A 21195-nucleotide genomic window follows, 5' to 3' on the forward strand; every position below is an offset into this window, starting at 1 on the left:
AATTTAATTCTTTTTTAAAATACTATATCATAAACATAAAAAACGATTAAAATCAGAGGTATTTTGTCATTCAAATGTTCTTTAATTATCTTTAAAGCATTATAAACTTGCTTTTTTACCGTTCCTTCAGAAATATTGAGTTTTTCTGCAATTTGTCGATGGGTCAGATTGTTCTTTCTGCTTAAATTAAATATTTCCCTCATCTTCTTCGGCAAAGAGTTTATTGCTTTTTCAATGGCAAATTCCATTTTTGTTAAGTCGATATTTGATTCAACATTCGTAATCATGGAGCTTTGATAATACTCCGACATTGACGTTATATCAGTATATTTTTCTATATTTTTTTCAATAATCCGTAAGCTGATATAACGGGCAACCATGTATAAATATCCGGCTAAAGTATTTTTTATTACGATTGAATTTCTTTTTTGCCATAAAGTGCTGAAAACTTCCTGAACAACATCTTCTGCGTCACTTTCCGATTTAAGTATTTTCATTGCATTGCCGTAAATAGAAGCCCAATGCCGGTTGTAAATTTCATTAAATGCCGTTTCATCATTTTTTGCAATGAACGACAACAGCTCCATATCATTGTAAGATTTATAATCCGGCATAAAATTTTGCTATTCGTGAAAATATGCATAAAAGTATAATTTTTAAGCATTTCAATGGATTTTCCATTTTTGACCTTCGACTCGGAAATTGAAATTTCCGAATTGAAATCCTTTACAATCGTTTTGCTCAAACTGGACCGGTTAATTGTAAGTTTCTAAGAAAGGAGGGTAAAGCAATGATGATGTTTGTCAGTTATTGGTCTTGGTCTTTCAGTTGGAAAGTTCGGTCGGGGTCAGTCCGAATTGCCTTTTAAATGCATAGGAAAAATGTGATAACGTTTCAAAGCCCAATTCCAAATAAATATCTGATGGTTTTTGTTTTTTCTTTTCAAGAAGAAAATGGGCTTCCTGCAAGCGTTTCCGCACAAGCCAACGATTTGGCGTTTCATTAAAGGTTTCTTTGAAATCACGTTTAAATGCAGATAAACTTCGTCCTGTCAAATATGCGAAACGTGCAACGCTCACATTGAATTTAAAGTTGCGGTTCATAAATTCTTCAAGGTTTATTTTTTCGGGAATGCCGTAATCAAAAAACAAACCTGCGAGTTCGGGCTGCGCTTGTAATAAAATCAGCAACAATTCTTCACGCTTTACGTCAGCAAAGGGTTTTGCGATTTTGGCGTGGTCGTAATAAGGTAATAACGATTGAATAAAATTCGGCAGTAAATCATTTTTCTTTATAGGAATCAATGTTTCGTTTGATTTGAATATTGTCGCCTGTATGTTATACTTTTTCTGAAATTGTTTAAGAAAGATTTCATCGAAAAATACAAATACTTTTTCAAGTTCGTTATTCACTTTTTCTTTGTTGTAACGCGCCAAACGATTTTTTCGTGCAAGTCCACAATCGCCTGTTTTGAATGTATAGGTTTTACTTCCGTCATACACATTCATTATTCCTTTTATCACATAAGCGAAAGTATGCTCCGCAATAAATTGTTCGGGCGAAATTTCTTTGCCCACATAGTGCATTTGTGTTGTAGAATCTTTCATTTTACTGCAACGAATTTATCAACTTTTGCCTTCGCTTTTTAATATTTCTATCTACCAGCTTTGCGAAAAAATCCGGTGCAATCCGGCTCATCCATTTCATTATGTTAGCTAAGCCCGGCCTTATTTCAAACTTATCCTTCAATATCCCTTTGACTGCAATACTTACCATTTTATCGACTTTCATCATTCCTTTTCCGTTGGTTTCGGGAATTGCTTTTTGCATAGGGTTATCGGTTTTCGGTGGTGCAATTTCAAACACTTTCACATTGGTGTTTTCTAATTGAAGACGCAATGCCTGTGAATAAATGTGGATGCCCGCTTTTGTGCCGCAATATATAGGCGAAACCGTAAACGGAATGAATGCCAAGCCTGATGAAATATTGATGATTGCCGAAGATTTTTTGGTTTGCAAATGCGGTAAAAACTGATGAATCATCCGGACTGTTCCTGCAAAATTTGTTTCAATTTCTCGTGTACAATTTTCTAAATCTAAATGCGGATTTTGCAAATCTGCATTCTGCATAATTCCCGCGTTGTTAATGATGATATTCAAGCCGGGAAACTGTTGTGTAACCTGCTCATAAAGCTGTTCAATATCTTTCAAATTATTAATGTCGCTTTGAATAATATTGATTTGCGAAAATTGCTTTTTTGTTTGGTTCAGCTTCGCAATATCCCGAGCCGTAACAATAATTTTTGCGCCTTGCAGCAATAATTGTTTCGCAAATTCCAAACCGATTCCGCTTGTTCCGCCCGTGATTAAAATGGTACTGTCTGATAATTCCATTGAATAAAATTTAATAATTGCCCGGTAAAATACTTTATCAAATCCTCGCTAATAAAGCACGTGTTTCCGTGGCAACACGTTCCTGAAATTTTGCATCGTGTGCAAGTTCGGAGCCTTGCATAGGCATGCCTTTTTCATCAAAATAGATTCCCGTTTTTCCTGATGTATCGGTCAAAACTTCTGTGATAATTTTTGCGGCTTTTTGAGGTGTGCTTTTGAATCGGAAGAAAGCCGGCAGCAGCATCATCAGCTTCATTATATTGCTCATCAGAAAGCGCACGAAAGGATTGATATTGGCGTCGCTTCCGAGATTTGTGCTGCCGCCCATAATTCCGGGCTCTACCACATTGAAATTCAAACGCGGATTTTCTTTTGAAAGAAACATTGCAGCAGCAAGTACGCATTGTTTTGAAGTGGCGTAAGCATCAATGCCCGCCATTTTTGCGCCGCCTTCTTTCCATTCGCCACGCGCACTCGCTTCGGCAGAAATGTAACGACCACCTTTCATACCCATCATTTTTGCCGGTTTGCGTTCGGGGTCTTCAATAGCAGAGCCTATAAACACTACGTTTGCGCCGATTGGAAGATGCGGTACAAGCGCTTCTGTGAATGCAAACGCACCGAGATAATTTGTTGCAAAAACCATATCAAAACCTTGCGCACTTTTGGTTGCTTTTTGCGACATAATGCCTGCGTTGTTTAGCAAGCCTGCAATCGGAAGATTAAGCGAAATGATTTGTTGCGCAGTGTGTTTCACACTTGTAATATCGGAAATATCACAAACAACAGATATTGCTTTTCGTCCGTTTTGCTCAATCGTTTTTTGTACCTGATTTAATTTATCGCGATTTCGTCCCACAAGAATAACAGTTCCGTGTTTCGCAAGTTCTAATGCAGTTTCATATCCGATTCCCGAAGTTGGTCCCGTGATGATGTATGCTTTTTGACTTTCCATTGTCTGAAATTTTTGTACTGCAAAATTGAGCATAAAATTCCCCAACAGCTTTCGTAAGAAGTCCAAATTCAGTGTCGTGAAAAGTCCAAATAATTACAGAAAATGGCTTTTTTAATTAAAGTAACAAAGAACAAACAACCATATTGGTAAAGTCTAAAATCCGATGTACTTGATTTGGATGCATATAAACAACTGCCGGGGCTTTGATTTTGTATTTCTGAAAATCAATTTCAATAACAAGAGAGTCTTTTTCAAGTATATGAAACGTATATCCCTCGTCCCGATGCGATTGAATTGCTTGTTCATATTGTTCTTCGGTTGTATAGTCGGATTGTTTAATACTGATTTTGTCAACAGCAATACCTTGGCTGAAATCGTCAGCCATTGAGTTCAGCGGTATGTTCTTGTTATTTTTCAGCATTCACCTCAAATTTACACCCTTTCACATTTTAGGGCTATCCTTAAAAAACATCTTATTATCTTTAACCTACAAAAAATAAAAATCATGGTCGCATATTTAGGAACAGGGTTACTCGGCGCAAATTTTACCCGTGCTATGTTGAAAAGAGGTGTGGAAGTGCAGGTGTGGAATCGCACATCCGAAAAAGCTTTTGCTTTGGAACAGTACGGTGCCAAAGCTTTTGAAGATGTTACCAAAGCGGTAGAGAACGCTTCGGTTATCCATCTGACATTAAAAGATGATGCTTCGGTGGATGAAGTCCTGGAGAAAGCATCTGCTGCTTTTAAAAAGGGAGTTATCATTATCGATCATACCACGACTTCAGCTTCAGGTGCCGTCAAGAGAACCGCATACTGGAAGGAGAAAGGATTTGTTTACCAACACGCACCGGTGTTTATGGGGCCGCAGAATGCGTTGGATGCAACGGGTTATATGCTGGTGTCGGGCGATCGGAAATTGATTGCAAATTTGCAACCTGATTTGTCTGCCATGACCGGTAAGTTGCTCAACTTCGGGGAAACTGTCGGCAAAGCGGCAAGCATGAAACTGATCGGGAATTTATTCCTGATTACATTTACCGCAGGGTTGTCCGATGTGCTCAGCTTAGCCGAAGCGCAAGATATTTCCACAGAAGATATTTTATCCTTATTAAATGAATGGAATCCTGCGGCTTCAAGCATTCCCGACCGCTTGAAGAAAATGAGCGGAACAGATTTTTCCAATCCTTCCTGGGAGTTGAACATGGCGAGAAAAGATACGCAACTGTTTATGAATGCAGTTAATGAAGCAGGGCAATCCTTTACGGTAATTCCCGCCATTGCAAAACGAATGGATACATTAATTGCCGAAGGACACGGCAATGAGGATTGGATGGTTATTGGTAAGAAACAGTAAAAATAACAACCGATTAATTTTCTCCCGGATAGGTAACGCCGATTTGCTTTCTGATTTCATCCATGGTTTCACTGAGTTGCAAACTGAAAGCGTGAGGAAGCGAAGGACTTTCAATCAAATTGTTATCAAGGCATTTGACAACTTCAGCTATCTGGAACTCAAAACCGTTGACAAGCTGTGGCAGTGTTACGGTTTGCCAATCCTTGTTTGTTCTTCGCCATTCAAATTGACTTACTCTGTGCCATCTCGAAGGAATGCGGATCATTCCTTCCGTCCCGGCTATCTCTGCCGTCTGGGGCGTGTCGCAATCCAGCATGCTGGTAATAATACCCGCAGCGCCGTTCTCATATTGCAATACGGCGTGGCAGGATATATCCGCTCCGCCTTTGTCTGTATTTCCTGATACGACAATATGTTTCGGTTTGCCTAAAATCTGTTGGCAGAGAAATAAAGGATAAATACCGATGTCCAATAAAGAACCGCCGCCGAGATTAATATCGAATAATCTGCTTTCAGGGTTATATTCCGCCTTGAATCCGAAATCCGCCCGAACATATTTGACGTCTCCTATTAAGCCATTATCTGTAATCTCCTTGACAGCTTGCATCCAAGGCAGGAACCTTGTCCATAAAGCTTCCATTAAAAAACACTGATTGTCTTTGGAAGCCTGTATCATTTTGCGTACCTGCGTTGCATTGAGCGCCATCGGCTTTTCACAGAGTACCGCTTTGTTATGTTGAAGGCATAAAATAGTTTGCTTGCAATGGAACGCGTGCGGTGTGGCAATATAAACCACATCAATATCCGGATCTTGCACCAGCGCTTCGTAGCTGTGATAAGTTGTAGGACAGTTGAATGTTGCAGCAAATTGTTTTGCTTTATTGATATCCCTTGATGCAACAGCGCTTAACCGTACACGTTCTGTTAGTTGTAACGATTCTGCGAATTTCTTCGCGATTTTTCCGGGACCGATAATGCCCCATGTATAAGTCTTAGACATGAAAATATGGGATAAATTTTTTTAATCGGGCGTTACAAATAACGGATGTTGCCGGGTTATCGCTACCAGATTTTTATCCGCTCATCATCGGGCAAATACATTTTATCGCCGGGCTGCACATGAAATGCTTCATAGAAATAAGGACAATTCATCAAAGGTCCGTTTACGCGCCACATCGGGGGCGAATGCGGGTTGTTGTTTATCCATAAGCGCAGAAACTCATTTTTCATTTTTACGCGCCATATTTTCGCAACGGAAATAAAGAATCGTTGATCGGGTGTAAAACCGCCGATTTTTGCCGTATCATGTCCTTCTTTGGTCATTTTGAAAGCATCGTAAGCTACTGCAACGCCGCTTACATCTGCCGTGTTTTCTCCAACAGTCATAGCGCCTTTTATATGCAAAGTGTCCAATACAGTAAACGAACTGTATAAATCAATTACCTGCTGTGTCTTTGCTTTGAACTTCGCGTAATCCTCTTTTGTCCACCAGTTTTTTACATTGCCGTCTTTATCGAATTGCGCGCCCTGGTCATCGAAAGTATGTGTCATTTCATGACCGATTACCATACCGATACCGCCGTAATTGAGCGCATCATCGGCTGCATCGTCAAAGTAAGGCGGTTGCAATATAGCCGCCGGAAAAACAATCTCATTGGCAGAAGGGTTATTATAAGCGGTAACGGTGGACGGTGTCGTAAACCATTCCGTTTTATCCACCGGCTTGTTCAGTTTTGCCAGGTTGAATTGGTAATTATCAGCAGCGGTAGAAACCGTATTTTCAAAATATTTGTTTTTTTCAACAGTTACTTTACTGTAATCTCTCCACTTATCAGGGTAACCGATTTTCTTGGTAATGGCAAAGAGTTTCTCTTTTGCCTTTTGCTTTGTGCTGTCACTCATCCAGTCGAGCTTATCTATTCTAACGGCATACGCCTTCTGTATATTATTAACCAGTTCCAGCGCACGCTTTTTTGCACTTTCCGTAAAATATTTTTTTACATACAATTGCCCCAAAGCTTCGCCCAAAGAATTGTCAATAGCATTCGCTATTTTCTCGCCGCGTGTTTTTTGCACTGCTTGTCCGCTCACTACTTTATTAAACTCAAAACCCGCATCTACAAAAGGTTGGCTCAAAATATCCGCATAATTGTTGAGTGTAAATGCTTTCAGATAAATTTTCCAATCACTTGTTGGAACAGATTTTAAAAGTGAATTGAGTTTGTCATAATAAGCAGGTTGCGATACATCAATCGAATCCGTTTTAGCGCCGAGATTATTCAGTAAATTATTCCAGTCAATATTCGGTTCTTTTTTCGCGAGTGCTGAAACAGGCATCTTGTTGTAATTCGCATTTATATCACGCAGTTCAATATTTGTTCTATGAGATGCGGCAATTTGTTTTTCGATTCCATAGACTATATCAGCATTCTTCGCAGCAGTCGCAGCGTCAGTTCCTGTCAGTTGAAATAATGTTGAAAGATATTTTTTATACGCATTTTGTATAGCAACGCTTTGCGAATCCGTACTGAAATAATAATCACGCTGAGGCAAACCGATTCCCGCTTGCGAAACATGCGCAATATTCATGCTGCTGTTTTTATTATCAGGTCCTACATACAAACCTATAATAGAATTGTTATAGACTTTTGCTTCATCTGCCACAAATTTTAATAATGCAGTTGTATTACTGATACTATCGATGCGCGCCAGCAAGGGTTTTACAGGTTCATAACCGCGTTGGTTAACGGTATTTGTATCCATGCCCGATGCGTAAAAATCTCCAAGTTTTTGTTCAATACTTCCTGCCGGATTATTTGCTTTTGATACGCTGTCCAATATGCCTTGCAGACGCAGACGCTGCGGATAATTCATAAACATATACGCACCGACGCCTGCCTGCGAAGGCGGTATTTGTGCCGTGTCATACCAGATATGATTGACATACCTGAAAAAATCATCGCCCGGATTCAGAGAGGAATCAATGCCCGGTATATTCACGTATGCTTCCCGAGCCTCATTATCAGAGGCATTGTTACAACTCGCGAGCAACAGGATGCCGATAAAATAAAAGAGTGCTTTTTTCATTCAATAAAAACTTTAGTGGAAGGTAAACAAGTTTTAAAGATAATTCATTTGGTTGTAAACTTCATGACTTAGCAACGATTTTGATTGATTGCAAAATCAGAGCTGTAATAAACAGGATAAGAAATAAGCCGTTTGTTTGCGACTTTATACATTTATATAATGGAGATTGGATTGTCTCATTTTTGTTTTTCAATTCGCAGATGTATCTACGCTTATATATTCACAAATACCTTGCAATGAAGGAATAATATCATTAATCAAACTTCATTTTACTGATTAAATCCGTAAAATATTGTGTGTCCCAAATAGCTAATTTATCATCATTTGGTATAAACAGTCTTCTTTTATGCCGGCAAATGAAACAGATGCTATTTTTTTCTGTTAATAATTACATCACTTGTTCAGAAGTAACGGTCTTCTCTTGCCAATCGCCGGTATCTTTGGCACGTACAAAAAATGGTGCAAGTTCAGAGGTATTCTTTTTTGTATCTCAAAAGTGGTTTTAGAACACCATAATTAACCCCCTCCTCTTTGCACATAATATTGAAAAAGGATTGTTCAAGAGCGAGCAATCCTTTAAAGATTTGGATGAACTTCCATCTTACGGAATACGTGCAAGCATTATCAGTTATAGCATTTATGCTCTTTATTAAACTTGTAAAACTATAAATGATATAATTACAAATTTTGCACATTCCATTCCGCTAGGCATCGTAACTTTACTGATATAAATAGTCAAACTATGAATGAAGAAAACAAACCATCTTATTATTCGCATACTGATACCTCGAAAATCGATGTCGATGATAATGAATTGAAAAAAATGCTTCCAGCCAATGTGTACTATGTTGCTCGGCAAAAAGGCACGGAGCGGCCATTCACAAGCAAGTTTGAAACCTCAAAAGAGGTTGGCACATATTATTGTGCAGTCTGTGGCAATCCTTTGTTCATGAGTGATACAAAGTTTGAAAGCGGTTGCGGCTGGCCCAGCTTTTATGAACCCATTTCCAAGACTTCGGTTATTTATTTAAGAGATACAAGTCTCGGGATGAACCGCATCGAAGTTGAATGCGGTCGTTGCCATTCGCATCTCGGACACGTGTTTGAGGATGGTCCGCCACCGACAGGTTTGCGCTACTGTATTAACGGTGTGGTGCTTGATTTTGAAAAGGCGCAGGCTGCGGAAAAGAACTATGAAAATGAGCAATAATTTTAATTATATCTCGCGCCTGCTTTTTGCAATTCCAAAGTATCTATGGAAGGAAGTTCGTTATTCTTCAATTTTTCAATCACAAGCTTGGCTGCTTTTTTAGCGTCTTCTCTGGATAGGAAATAGTGTGTACCTGTTATCTGCGGCACTTTGTCTTGTTTAATGAAGAGTTTGTTACCAGCAAAAATTTCGTAGCCCCAGCCGTTTTGCAACTGTATTGGTTTTATGGTAAGAAGCACCATAGAATCGTTGTAGCCCGCAGTTTTTCTACTGCTTCCATTTCTGCACGAGGCAATACTAAAGCACAATGCTAACAAAGAAAAGCCGGCGATGTAAGCCGGCATTTTTAATTTAGTCATTATTTTAAAATAATTATTAGTCATTCACATTATAGTCTTCTGTAGGAAGAAATTCATCTAAATTGTCGTAAGGCAATGAACTTCCTGCGAAACCCAAACCTGCAAACCCGCGACCATTTACATTGAAGCCTACACCACCGTAAAAAGAATGGCGCTCATAAGATGTTCTTTGTTCCCATGTTCCAAGTCCCTTGTCTCCGGTTGGGTCATAGCACCATGTTTGCGAACTGAATGACCCGCCATCGGAGGATTTCCCACCTGTAATATAGCCTTTAGAACCGATTGCAAATGCAACGCCGTCTGTACGGGAAATGAGGGATGCACGTACGGTGCCATAGTCGTCATCAAAAGAAGAGTCGGTAGCATTTTCTACCCGGCGAAGTTGTGTGAAGCCAGAAGAGGGATTGTATTTCCAAAATTCACCAGAACCAGAACCATCTCCGATAGTGCCGCCAACTAAATAAGCATCATCACCTATAACAAATGATGTACCGCCATATTTCTTGTCAATGAAAGGAGTTGATATATTTGTCCAGCTGTCTGAATTAGGGTCGTAAGCATACATATCTTTGAAATAGGCAGAACCGGCTGCACCAAAAACTACATATCCTTTGTCTCCCACAGAGAATCCTGTGGCACGAAATCTTGCTGTTCCTGGAAAATCTGCTATTTTCGTCCATGTATTGGATGTGCTGCTGTACTGATAAAAATCGCTGTAATAATTTCCTTTACCATCTGTACCTGTACCTACATAACCGTTATCGCCAATGCTAAAACCTACGCCCCCTTCGAGTGTTTTACCGTCTGGTAAAGAAGTCTCTTGTGTCCATGAATCGGAACTTGGGTCATATCTCCATAAATCGCCCAGGTTATAATAAGTGGAGTTGTTAACTGCCCGTCCGGTAGCTACGTAAGCATAATTCCCGATAACAAAAGAAGTCGCGTAAAAGCGCGCATCGCCATCCAAAGAAGACCTTTTTACCCAGTTGCCTTCGGTGCTTGTGTCTGTCGAGGAACTTGAGTTACAAGAAGCCAGAAAGAGCGCTGCCGCTCCTATTAAAACTATCAAATTCAGTTTCTTCATAATTCTGATTGGGTTATGTAATATTTAGTGGAGTGTGAAAGTATTTGTTGCAAAGTGCTTTTATTAGTTAAAATGGATTTTCGCTTTGTTTTTATTGATAATAAGGTTTTTTGTATCGACTAATGAAATAATTTCGCGGACAAAAGTAGGGAACTTTATGTATATTTTGAAATAAGATTGTGCAATTGATTTTTAAATCCGTCGCTTATGGGAATTTCGTTCTTACCAATGAGCACACTGTTTTTATGAATCATATCAATTTTGTGAAGCGATACGATGTAAGAACGGTGTATGCGTACAAAGTCTTCGCCCGGCAGCTTCTCCTCAAAAGATTTTAAATTTTGTAATGTGATAATGGCTTTACCCACCGATGCTTTTGTGTATATTTTGGAATAATCTTTTAACCCCTCAATGTAAAGAATATCATCGAAGTTAATTTTCATCAATTTGTATTCCGCGCGAATGAACAGGAATTGATGAGATTCCGGTCTTTTTTCGGCGAGCTTAAGTGTTTTAATTTTGGTTTCGGTTTTTTGGAGAGCTTTTATCAAATTTGCTGCTGATAGTGGTTTTAGCAGATACGCAACGACATTGTGGTCATATCCGTTTACGGAAAACTCGATGGTATCGGCAATAACAATCAGTTCCGGCGGCTTTTTTAAATATTGCAGAAAATCATACCCGTTCAGTTCCGGCATTTGAATATCGGTAATGGCAAGGTCGGTGGGGTGGTGTTGCAGATGGTTTATAAACGAGTCGGCATCTGTAAAGCCTGCTTCAACGGAAAATTGCGGCAGTTTATTAAGATGTTTCCTGATAAATTCAATGACTGCCAAATCGGAATCGGCGATAATGCATTTAATCATAACGGTTGACTCTTCAAAAATTTTCCCAAAAGCCGAAGCTAAACAAAAAACATATAATAAGTCGTTTTATTCGGAAATAATACTACTTTTGTCGATAAAATGTACGCAATTGTCTATTTATATCAACAGTTCATACACAGTAACAACCTTCTAACAAGAATTACGACTATCATTGCCCACTAAGTTTTCCTATTTCGCAAACCTGAATATGAAGTATAAAAATCTCAAAATCATCTACCCTATTTTCGTAATCGGATTGATGATTATTACCTTTTCTTCCTGTTATCAAAAAGACATTCAATTCGGAACCGAATTTGCCGACGACCAATATACACAAGTGATTCAAACGGATACCATTACTCCGCTGGTTTCTACGGTATATATTGATTCTTTTGTAACATCCGGTTCCGGAACGGCAATTGTGGGCAGAACAAATGACCCGGCTTTTGGAGTTCTTACTTCATCGGCGTATTTTCAGTTGGGTGCACCTACATACAGCGCTACATCTACCGAATATCAAAATGCAACGTATGATTCGCTCACAGTTTATATAAAGCTCAAACATAATATTTGGTATGGCGATACTACGCAGCCGCTTACACTGAATATTTATCGCCTGAATGAAAATATTATTGCACCCAACGGGGGTACTGCTTTGTATAATACAAATAGCTTTACCACCGAGTCGTCTCCGCTTGCATCTTATTCTTTTACTATACAGCCTAATAATTTAGATAGTACTGACGATACTTTATCCGTTCGCCTTCCCGATGCAATGGGACGGGATTTGTTTAACAGGCTTCAGACGGGAGACTATGCCATTCAATCCAGCGACCAGTTCATTACTTTTTTTAACGGGCTAAAAATTTCGGCAGCATCCGGTTCAAATCTTTCCCTCGGCATCAGCGATAGCGTAGCAATGCGGTTGTACTATAAAACACCGGGGGCGGTTGAAGATGTTGAAAAATATGCCGCTTTCGGCTTGTATAACAGTTCTTTGCAGTTTAATCAAATATCGGTACAGCGAGCGGGCGCTTTGGCTTCGGCAAATTTTGATGCGGATAACAGAGATATTTCATCTACCGCTACAGACAGCAGCGCATTTTTACAGCCAATGGCAAATGCGGTGGTAAAGCTTACCTTCCCTACACTAAACAATTTATTGTTACATCAAGGATACATAAAAATTGTAAAAGCTACGCTTTATGTGCACCCTGTTACGGGGACTTATGAAGGCATATTCGGGCTGCCGGCAAGTCTAATACTTTCACAAACCGATTTATATAACGGCTTCGGCTCTTCGCTGACACTCAGCGGCGCAACACAAACCGGTTCATTACAATACGATGTCGTTAATAGTACAGACCAGCTTGGTACTTACTATACCTACGATTTAACATCTTATCTTCAGACGTTGATTGCCACCCCGTCTGCAAGCGTATTGAGCGAAGGGTTATTGCTTTCTCCGGCAACCTCAAGTATGTTTACTTCATTCAACAGGATGATTATGGGCGATGGAAAAAACTCCAACGCAAAACTGGATTTACGCATTCAATACATTTCGGTAAAATAAAAATACAAAACGCATTAAATGAAGTATAACAAAATATATATTGTATTTTTCTTTGGTTTATTAATCGTGCGACCGGGTATAATGTTTGGTCAAACGAATACTTCGCCGTATTCAATACTGGGTATTGGAGATATTGTCAACAGAACCTTCGACCGTTCTGCCGGTATGGGCGGCGCAGGCATCAGTCTTGAATCGTACAGATATATTTATGACGAGAATCCTGCCTCATTGCCGTACCTGAGCGACCATAATTTGTCGATGGAAGTATCGGGCAATTTGAATATAATTCAATACAAAGGCAATCCGTTGCTCAATAAAAGTGTTACATCCAGCCAGTTTCAGATAGAACGCTTTGTAATGGGCGTTAAAGTAATGCCGTTTTGGGGGCTGTCTCTTGGTTTGAAACAATTCAGCAGCAGCAATTATTATTTTACACAACAGCAGAATATCATTGGAGGTATAGGTTCCATTCCTGTAACACACAAGGGGTCCGGCGGTCTTAACCAGGTTTCATTGTCAAACGGGTTTAAAATAGGGAATTTTTCTGTCGGCTTAAACTCATCCATGTTATTCGGGCATATGCAGGACGAAAAAGCATTGTTGTCCCAGTATTCGTTGGGAGAGCAATATAATTCGACCATCTTGCAATATTATTCTCATTTTTACTTTGAAGGCGGGGTACAATATCATGGAAAAATTTCTCCTAAATGGCAAATAGGGGTGGGCGCTATTGCTTCCAATAAAACAGAGCTTGGCGGAGATACATACTATACGTTAACGCAAGGCGACCCAAGTGTTTCATTGCCTACCAATATTATCAGCGATTCTGTTGTTGGTAAATCTTATTTTAATCTTCCCGTAATGTATGGCGGCGGACTTTCATTGACATATGATAATAAACTCACTTTCGCTGCGGATTATAAGCAGCAAAGCTGGAGTTCTGTAAAAAATTCTAACTCCGGCTTTGATTATTCTTTCCAGAACAGCCACCAAGTATCCGGCGGTATTGAATATACCAAGAGAAAAAACATACCGGTACAAGGCAGCAATAATTTTGTTGCTTTTGATAAATATTTTTTCCAGTTTGGTGGTTATTACGGGAATGAATATTTAGTGATGCGAGGGCAACAATTAAAAAATACCGGCATTACTTTGGGGGTAGGAGTTAATTCTTTTAAAACAGGCTTGGGGTATATGTTTAACTTTCAGATTGGAAGCCGGGGCACTACCGTAAATAATTTAATAAAAGAGAATTATTTCCAAATGGGTGTTACCATTTCTTATATCGACCAATGGAAACGATGGAGATTGCCTTAATGCTTTATAACCTTAATTCTTCCGAGGGATTCCAAAATATTTTTTCAAAGTCCTGAACAGTATCGTTCAGGACTTTTATTTTTTCCTTCTTTAAAAGCTGTTCCATTTTTTCGGGCGGAGAAAAATGCGCTTTGCCGCTCAGCATTCCGTTACGGTTTACAACACGGTGCGCAGGAATGTCTTTCATATTGTGAACGGCATTCATAGCCCAGCCAACCATGCGCGCCGATGATTTTGCACCGAGATACTCGGCAATTGCACCGTAAGAAGTAACGCGTCCTTTGGGAATTTGCCGCGCCACATCCCACACATTCCGGAAAAAAGAATGGTGCTTATCAAGCGCAGGAATTTTTTCCTGTTTATCTTTTGGAATTTTTTTCATCTTTCGCAAATTCAAAAACAAACTTTTTTACCAGCTCATCTTTTTCCGAAGGCAAATCGTTATTCAGTTTAAATGCTAAATAATGAACCTTGCGAAACCCGGCAATATCAAGGCTTTCATAAAAAGTTTTAATGGAAAGCTCTGGCGAAACCTGCAAATTTTTATACACATTATCATCGTCCTTCACAATTTCCAAACCAAAAATTTCCGTAACGGCTTTGGTAAATTTATACAAAACCGGGCTATCGGTTTTCAAATGAATGATGCCGTCTTTTTTCAAAAATTGCTGATACAAACGCAGGAATCTTGGCGAGGTCAAGCGCTTTTTCCATTTCACATTCGGCAAATGCGGGTCGGGAAACGTGAGCCATATTTCGCTTACTTCATTTTTGGAAAAATAATCATTCACAATCTCAATTTGAGAACGGAGAAAAGCCACGTTGGACAAATTTTCTGTCAAAGCATTTTTTGCACCGCGCCATATTCTATTGCCTTTTATATCAACACCTATAAAGTTTCTTTCGGGATACAATCTTCCCAAGCCTACAGCGTATTCGCCCTTGCCGCACGCGAGTTCCAGCGTAATTGAATGCTCATTTTTAAAGAACTCGTGCCATTTGCCTTGCATATCTTTAGGATATTCCAGCACGTTTTCAAAAGTCTTGATTTCGGCGAAACGTTCCAACTTTTTTTGTCCCATAACACAAAGATAATTTAATGCCACGAATGCACAAATGAACACGAAGTATAAGATGTTTTATCAGGGAAAATTCGTGCATCTGTGGCAAATAATTAATTTTGCAGAATGCAATTGACCGATACCCACACGCACTTATACTCCGAAGAATTTAAAGACGATTTAGGCGCTGCAATACAACGCGCGAAAGACGCAAACGTTGCAAAATTTTATATGCCTGCGATTGACAGCACCACGCATGAAGCGATGTTGGATGTTGAAAAAAAATATCCTGAAACCATTGCCATGATGGGCTTGCATCCATGCTCGGTAAAAGAAAATTTTGAAGAAGAATTAAGTGTTGTAAAAAAATATCTGGATAAAAGAATTTTTGTTGCCATTGGCGAAATTGGTTTGGATTTTTATTGGGACAAAACATTCATTCCGCAACAATACAAAGCCTTTGAAACACAGATGCAGTGGGCACTGGAACGAAATATTCCAATCGTAATCCATGCGCGCGAGTCGTTGGATGAATGTATTGAAACCGTGAAACCATTTTCAGATAAAGGTTTGCGCGGAATTTTCCATTGCTTTGGTGGCACGGAAGCGCAGGCAAAAGCTATTGTTGATTTGGATTTTCATCTCGGCATCGGCGGTGTGTTTACATTTAAAAAAGCCAACTTACCGGAAGTACTGAAAGATATTTCGTTGAAACACATTGTTCTCGAAACCGATGCACCTTATCTCGCGCCCGTTCCGTTTCGCGGTAAAAGAAATGAAAGCAGTTATGTAAAAATTGTGGCGCAGGCTTTAGCAGATGCAAAAAATATTTCTGTCGAGGAAGTCGCAGAAATCACAAGCGCAAATGCAGAGAAAATATTTGCTGCAAAATTTAATTAAGAACTTATCTTTGCAGCCCCAAAAGAAAAGGAGACGTGTCCGAGTGGTTGAAGGAGCACGCCTGGAAAGTGTGTATACGGGAAACTGTATCGCGAGTTCGAATCTCGCCGTCTCCGCAAACAGTGTTGATTATCAATGATTTGTATAAATTACACCCAATTTTACACCCTGTTTTGTTATAATAATCTTTCTTCCAACAAACTTTTCCATAAAATAAACCCTTTATTATTTTCTGTGTAATCATGTACAATTCGACTAAAGTTTTCGGGATTGCTCTCTAAAAATGCTTGTCGTCCTTTATCTCGAATGATGTTCAGTTGTTGGTCGATCCGTTTTACTGCCTCAATCAATCCAGGTTTGTTTTTTGCCGTGTGCCAAATGTAGGTAGCTTCTTCAGTGTCCAAAGTTTCTAATACAATATGATATTGCTGTTCACCGGACAACAGAAAAACGAAAGAAAACGGTTGCAATACAAAACGGATTTTCATTATGTTGGTTTCATGCCTGTCGGCTAAAAATTGAATATGTTGAGAGTGTTTGTAGTTCTTGTTTTTTAATATTTCACTTAATATATTTTCCGCGTCAGTATAAATTCTCTGATTGTTTTGAAGTTCATCAGAGGTAACAATATTTTGTTTAGCGATTGGTAATTGTCCGATTAATCCTTTGTGTAAAAACTGAAACTTAACGTTTTCAACTACTTCTTTATTTATCCTTTCGATGTCTTGTGAAGTGGCTAATTGTGAAGCGATCTTCCCATTTTCAAATTCTGCAAATATTTTTACAGAAATGTTTTTGGATTTCAACACTTTTACAAAATACGGTTTCAGCACCTCAAATTCCGGCCTCAGCTCCATATTCTCAATTTCAAATTCAAACGTTGTGCTTGTTTTACTGTCGGTATAATTGAATACTACATTTCCATAGCGAAATTCTAAATTCTCAATCAGAATTTTTATTTCTCTTTCTATTGTAACAACATTGCTTTTTGATGTTTGGGGTTCTTCTGACGGTTCGTCAAACAAAGTAACTTGTTTATCAATTTTTCGATAATAAGTATTTCGTTTTAAAAACAATTTGTTGAGATAATCAATTTTATAATCCCGGTAATCATAAATTGTAGGATTGATTTCTGAACGTTGCACTCTTCCGATGTATTGGATGAGCTTCCCTTGAAACGAAAACGGATAAACCAAAAACAAAGTATTGATATTGTTTAAATCAGTTCCTTCACCAAAATATTGTCCGGTGGTTAGCAGAACCTGAAAATTACCATCATGCAAAATCTTCCATTTTGATTTTTTGCTGCTTTCAGAATCATCGCCGCTAAGCGTTACCACTTCATAAGATTGTTTCAAAAACAAATAGAGCGTTTCAATATGTTCTTTTCTTTCTGTGATGATAACAACTTTCTTCCATTGATTTAATTCTGTTTGAACGTCATTTAAAATCAATTTGTTTCTTGCTGAATCGTGAACCAAGATTTTTGACAGTGTTTCAAAATTATCAGTCTTCGAATTATATGGAACGTCTAATTCTGTATTTCGGATAATGATTTTTGCCTGTTTATAATTTTCAATTTCAGTCGGCTGAATATTGGCAATAATTTCTCCCAAATGAGTAAAAATCAGTTTTCCGTCATTGTATTTTCGGAATGGTGTCGCAGTTAAACCATAAAGATAAAATGTATGTAGCTTTTCGATTGTATTTCGGAATGTTTCGGCAGGTATATGATGGCATTCATCTACAATGATTGTTCCGAATTGGTTATGTATTTCTTCTAATTGCTTTGGTAAACTCTGAATGGTGGCGACCGTAATCTGTTTGCTGATTTTCGTTTTTCCCTGTCCGATAATGCCGATATCTTTTTTCGGAATACCAATAAACGCTTCAATGCGTTCAATCCATTGTTCCAATAATTGTTTACGATGAACAACAATTAATGCAGGTTGATTTTTATCTGCAATTATTTTCAATCCGATAATTGTTTTTCCGGAGCCTGTGGGTGCAACGATAACACCAAAATCTTTTTTAGCAGTTACATCGATTACTTCCTGCTGATGCTTTCGTAGTTGTGCATGGAAAGAGAAAGGAACAGCTTGTTTAAGTTTTCGCTCATCGGAAAACTGAAATTCGATTTGTGCTTCTTTACAAAAGCGAATGAGTTTGCCTATAAAACCTCTTGGTACGATAATTTCTTTTTCCGTTTCTTCAACAAACTTGAAATAGCGCTCCGTTCCGAATGTATTTTTGCCGGTTCTCTTTTTGATGATAAATTCTGAATTTGCAAAATTCAATTCTTCTTTTAAGAAATTTATTAATGCTATCGTTAAGCCTGCTCTGCTGATTTTAACATCATTACTTAAACAAATATCCAATTTACCGGAACTTGCTTGATGAAAGGCTGTGTTGTCAGAATTTAAAGATTGCTGTAACAGTCTATCTAATTCTGAATTGGAAATGCGTTTGATTTCTTTTAAGAATTCCCATTGGTTTGTAAAGGGTTCAAAGGATTCAGGATTGATAAAACAACTATTCCCATTTTCTAACGCCGGTTTGAAGAAAGGCAGCGCAATCAAATTGCCCAAACCTTTTCCCGAAAGGAAGCCTTGATTGGGAAACAGGCGGTCAAAACTTGAGCTTTTATCGAATAGAGAAAATGCTTTGGACTGTTCAAGAATGGAAATAAAAATTCTTCTGCTGTTAATAGCGGGATAAGGTTGTTCAAAGAAAATCCAAACATGTCCGCCATTGCCGGAACGCGACCGTTCTAAATAAGTAGGAATATTTTTCTCCTTGCAGGCATTCAGAAAAAGCACTGCTTCCGTTTTCCAATTTTCTTTATCAAAATCTGCCACCAAGAACCATGAAGTATTATCCTGTAATAAAGGATAAACGCCGATTTGTTGTATGCCGTTTAAATGTTTTTCAATTTCTGTATCGGTCAGCTTTAGGTATGATTTTTCGTTGAAGTTTTGAAAAGTGCCGCCTTTTATTTTATGCGCCCGGTAACGATACGGGTCATAAAAATAAGCGGGCATATAACCGCTTTTATTTTCTTTTTCCCAACGAACGGCAAATACATCTTCTCTACCTTTGAATAAGGAGCGGAATGTGTTTATATATTCGTTAGAAATATCATTCATAAAACTATAAGATAACTTCTATTTCATCATTGTTAAACCACCCATTACTAATAACATTTTTCTTTAATTCTTCTGGCAAGTCTGCGTAGGCAACTATTGCCAAACTTTCTTTAGCTCTACTACATGCAACATAAAACAATCGCATTGTCCTATCTATTCCAGTTTCTTTACCTTCATCTATATTTTTCTTATCGGTATTTGTGAGTGGTTTTAGTCCAAATAATTTATCGTAGCTAAACATGAACCCTTTTGATTCTTCATCATCGATAATAACCATAACACGCTCAAACTCTAATCCCTTAACACCTTGATGCGTTCCAAATTTCGACTCTTCGTTGATATATTCATTATACTTTACAATCTCAGCAAAATTGGCTTTCAATGCTTCTTCCCAAGCTATCAAAACCTCATCATCTTCCGTTGTTACATCATCTTCAATCTCAACATCTGAATTAACATCAATTCTTTTCAAAACCACTTTTAGTACGGGTGGAATTTTAAACAAATTGGTTTCTTGTATTTTTTTCAGTATCTCTATTAAGGTAGGATGACCATCTTCATTCCATAAAGACAATAATTCGTTGACTTTATTATTTGCAGTATGTAATAATTCTAATTTATTACCATCATTTTGTAATGTCTGCTTATCTATTAAATGCGAATGCTGTTTTATGACATTAGCAATCTCGAATTTATTCTTCTTAATGTGAGCTTTATATAAAGGCAAGACAATTTTCGTAAATAAATTAACAGAAGATGAAGACCCGTCTAACAAACCTGTTTTTAGCCTATCAACAGCATAAAGAGGTGCGAAGAAGTTGGAGAATCCCATTCTTCTTGCAGCCATGTGATGCTCCAATGTTAAAGTCATAACCTCAGAATCATTCCCATTCCATTTATCATCTTTTGTTGCCTCCTTCATTTTCTGGCGAATCTGTTCTTCTGTTTCAAACTTATCCTTTGTGCGAGAAACAGCAAAGAATCTAACAACTCCGCCTTTATTTTCAATACGCGGTAATTGTTCCTGACCATCTATATCCTCTCTAATTTTATTTATAAGGTCAATTATTCTTGATTTTGAACGGTGATTCATTTTTTTTGCAGGTTTAACCCATTTCTCTGGTAATCCTATTCCCAAATTTTCCTTTCCATCTGAATAAATTCTTTGCATTGTATCTCCAAACAATCCTAACGAAAATCTTTCTTCATATTGATTTTGAAGTTCAAATAATGCATCTATTAACTCCTTTTTAGTATCCTGACTTTCGTCTATAAGGATAACGGGGTACTTGTTTATTAGGATTTGTTTGAACAAGTCTTTTGATTTAATAAAATCAGCAGTAATGGAAATTACCTCTGTGTGATTTAAAGAATCTTTCGTTAGATTATCCCCATTTGGATTATAAATGAACTTTTGAATAGTTTCAAGTGATAAAAGTCTTTTATTTTTGGATTCTATTTTTTTTGCTCTGCCAATAGATGTCTTATTGTTTAAATCTTTACTTTTAGATTGTTGCTCTTCTAATTCAGCTATTTCAACAATCAAATTACTCTTTATCCAGTATTTTATATCGGGCGTAAAACTCTTTATTAATTCCCAACAGAAACTATGAATTGTACTAACATTAAATATTGAACTATATTCCAACCTATGAGTGATTTCATCGGCTGCGGCATTAGTATATGTAATAATTGCAATTCTTTTATTTCTTAATTTATATTCCTCTCCAAACTCCTCTTTAAAACGAACCAACACATTTACAAGTGTTCTCGTTTTTCCTGAACCTGCTCCTGCAAAAAGAAAAAAGCTTTGGGGCGATGACGGTTTAATACTTTCATAAATCACATCATCAACTGGATTATCTATTTCATTAGTATATTCAGTCATA

Annotated in this window: 19 protein-coding genes and 1 tRNA gene; 6 read left to right on the top strand and 14 right to left on the bottom strand. The window is 38.0% G+C overall.

Features of this window, described 5'->3' with window-relative positions:
* Positions 1-14: 14 nt before the first annotated feature.
* The 5 genes from A9P82_RS10425 to A9P82_RS10445 form a co-directional block, all read right to left on the bottom strand.
* Positions 15-614: an RNA polymerase sigma factor gene (locus A9P82_RS10425; RefSeq protein WP_066207592.1), complete on the bottom strand. Its 600-nt coding sequence runs from the start codon at positions 612-614 to the stop codon at positions 15-17.
* Between the two features lie 210 nt (positions 615-824).
* Complete coding sequence (locus tag A9P82_RS10430) at positions 825-1607, bottom strand: helix-turn-helix domain-containing protein (RefSeq protein WP_066207593.1); 783 nt, start codon at positions 1605-1607, stop codon at positions 825-827.
* A 1-nt stretch (position 1608) separates the two neighbouring features.
* Positions 1609-2394, bottom strand: coding sequence for an SDR family oxidoreductase (locus A9P82_RS10435; protein ID WP_066207595.1), 786 nt, complete (start codon positions 2392-2394; stop codon positions 1609-1611).
* A 37-nt stretch (positions 2395-2431) separates the two neighbouring features.
* Positions 2432-3349: an SDR family NAD(P)-dependent oxidoreductase gene (locus A9P82_RS10440; RefSeq protein ID WP_066209838.1), complete on the bottom strand. Its 918-nt coding sequence runs from the start codon at positions 3347-3349 to the stop codon at positions 2432-2434.
* Between the two features lie 115 nt (positions 3350-3464).
* On the bottom strand, positions 3465-3770 hold the full coding sequence (locus tag A9P82_RS10445; protein WP_066207597.1) for a hypothetical protein: 306 nt from the start codon (positions 3768-3770) through the stop codon (positions 3465-3467).
* 84 nt (positions 3771-3854) lie between these two features.
* Here A9P82_RS10445 and A9P82_RS10450 point away from each other — a divergent pair, with 84 nt between their 5' ends.
* On the top strand, positions 3855-4703 hold the full coding sequence (locus tag A9P82_RS10450; RefSeq protein WP_066207600.1) for an NAD(P)-dependent oxidoreductase: 849 nt from the start codon (positions 3855-3857) through the stop codon (positions 4701-4703).
* Positions 4704-4716: 13 nt separating this feature from the next.
* Here A9P82_RS10450 and A9P82_RS10455 read toward each other — a convergent pair whose 3' ends face one another.
* Both A9P82_RS10455 and A9P82_RS10460 read right to left on the bottom strand, forming a co-directional pair.
* Positions 4717-5703, bottom strand: coding sequence for a Gfo/Idh/MocA family protein (locus A9P82_RS10455; RefSeq protein WP_066207602.1), 987 nt, complete (start codon positions 5701-5703; stop codon positions 4717-4719).
* Between the two features lie 62 nt (positions 5704-5765).
* Complete coding sequence (locus tag A9P82_RS10460) at positions 5766-7790, bottom strand: M13 family metallopeptidase (protein ID WP_066207604.1); 2025 nt, start codon at positions 7788-7790, stop codon at positions 5766-5768.
* A 742-nt stretch (positions 7791-8532) separates the two neighbouring features.
* Here A9P82_RS10460 and msrB point away from each other — a divergent pair.
* Entirely contained in the window at positions 8533-9000 is a 468-nt protein-coding gene (msrB, locus tag A9P82_RS10470; protein ID WP_066207608.1) for a peptide-methionine (R)-S-oxide reductase MsrB, read from the top strand.
* Positions 9001-9002: 2 nt separating this feature from the next.
* Here the strand turns inward: msrB and A9P82_RS10475 are convergent, their stop codons facing one another.
* From A9P82_RS10475 to A9P82_RS10485, 3 genes are all read right to left on the bottom strand, one after another.
* On the bottom strand, positions 9003-9359 hold the full coding sequence (locus A9P82_RS10475) for a DUF4907 domain-containing protein (RefSeq protein ID WP_197492150.1): 357 nt from the start codon (positions 9357-9359) through the stop codon (positions 9003-9005).
* Positions 9360-9375: 16 nt separating this feature from the next.
* A complete protein-coding gene (locus tag A9P82_RS10480) occupies positions 9376-10443 on the bottom strand; it encodes a Kelch repeat-containing protein (RefSeq protein ID WP_066207612.1) in 1068 nt (355 codons plus the stop codon).
* Between the two features lie 155 nt (positions 10444-10598).
* Positions 10599-11309 (bottom strand): LytR/AlgR family response regulator transcription factor, encoded by a 711-nt coding sequence (locus A9P82_RS10485; RefSeq protein ID WP_066207614.1) that lies wholly within the window; start codon positions 11307-11309, stop codon positions 10599-10601.
* A 208-nt stretch (positions 11310-11517) separates the two neighbouring features.
* Here A9P82_RS10485 and A9P82_RS10490 point away from each other — a divergent pair, with 208 nt between their 5' ends.
* Together A9P82_RS10490 and A9P82_RS10495 are read left to right on the top strand one after the other, a co-directional pair.
* A complete protein-coding gene (locus tag A9P82_RS10490) occupies positions 11518-12882 on the top strand; it encodes a DUF4270 family protein (protein ID WP_066207616.1) in 1365 nt (454 codons plus the stop codon).
* A gap of 18 nt (positions 12883-12900) precedes the next feature.
* Positions 12901-14199, top strand: a complete 1299-nt coding sequence (locus tag A9P82_RS10495) for a hypothetical protein (protein WP_156522662.1) — start codon at positions 12901-12903, stop codon at positions 14197-14199.
* Positions 14200-14203: 4 nt separating this feature from the next.
* Here A9P82_RS10495 and A9P82_RS10500 read toward each other — a convergent pair whose 3' ends face one another.
* Both A9P82_RS10500 and trmB read right to left on the bottom strand, forming a co-directional pair.
* The gene (locus A9P82_RS10500) at positions 14204-14581 is read right to left on the bottom strand and encodes an MGMT family protein (RefSeq protein WP_066207620.1); all 378 of its coding nucleotides are present in this window, start codon (positions 14579-14581) and stop codon (positions 14204-14206) included.
* Complete coding sequence (trmB, locus tag A9P82_RS10505) at positions 14559-15281, bottom strand: tRNA (guanosine(46)-N7)-methyltransferase TrmB (protein ID WP_066207623.1); 723 nt, start codon at positions 15279-15281, stop codon at positions 14559-14561. The genes A9P82_RS10500 and trmB overlap by 23 nt, the downstream gene beginning before the upstream one ends.
* Before the next feature lie 105 nt (positions 15282-15386).
* On the opposite strand from trmB, the gene A9P82_RS10510 reads away from it, so the two are divergent.
* A complete protein-coding gene (locus tag A9P82_RS10510; RefSeq protein WP_066207625.1) occupies positions 15387-16160 on the top strand; it encodes a TatD family hydrolase in 774 nt (257 codons plus the stop codon).
* A 29-nt stretch (positions 16161-16189) separates the two neighbouring features.
* A tRNA-Ser gene (locus tag A9P82_RS10515) sits at positions 16190-16276 on the top strand.
* 60 nt (positions 16277-16336) lie between these two features.
* On the opposite strand, the gene A9P82_RS10520 is transcribed toward A9P82_RS10515, so the two are convergent.
* Positions 16337-19306: a DEAD/DEAH box helicase gene (locus A9P82_RS10520; RefSeq protein ID WP_066207628.1), complete on the bottom strand. Its 2970-nt coding sequence runs from the start codon at positions 19304-19306 to the stop codon at positions 16337-16339.
* Between the two features lie 4 nt (positions 19307-19310).
* Entirely contained in the window at positions 19311-21194 is a 1884-nt protein-coding gene (locus A9P82_RS10525; RefSeq protein ID WP_066207629.1) for a UvrD-helicase domain-containing protein, read from the bottom strand.
* Position 21195 lies beyond the last annotated feature (1 nt).

The sequence above is a fragment of the Arachidicoccus sp. BS20 genome (assembly GCF_001659705.1).
GTDB lineage: Bacteria > Bacteroidota > Bacteroidia > Chitinophagales > Chitinophagaceae > Arachidicoccus.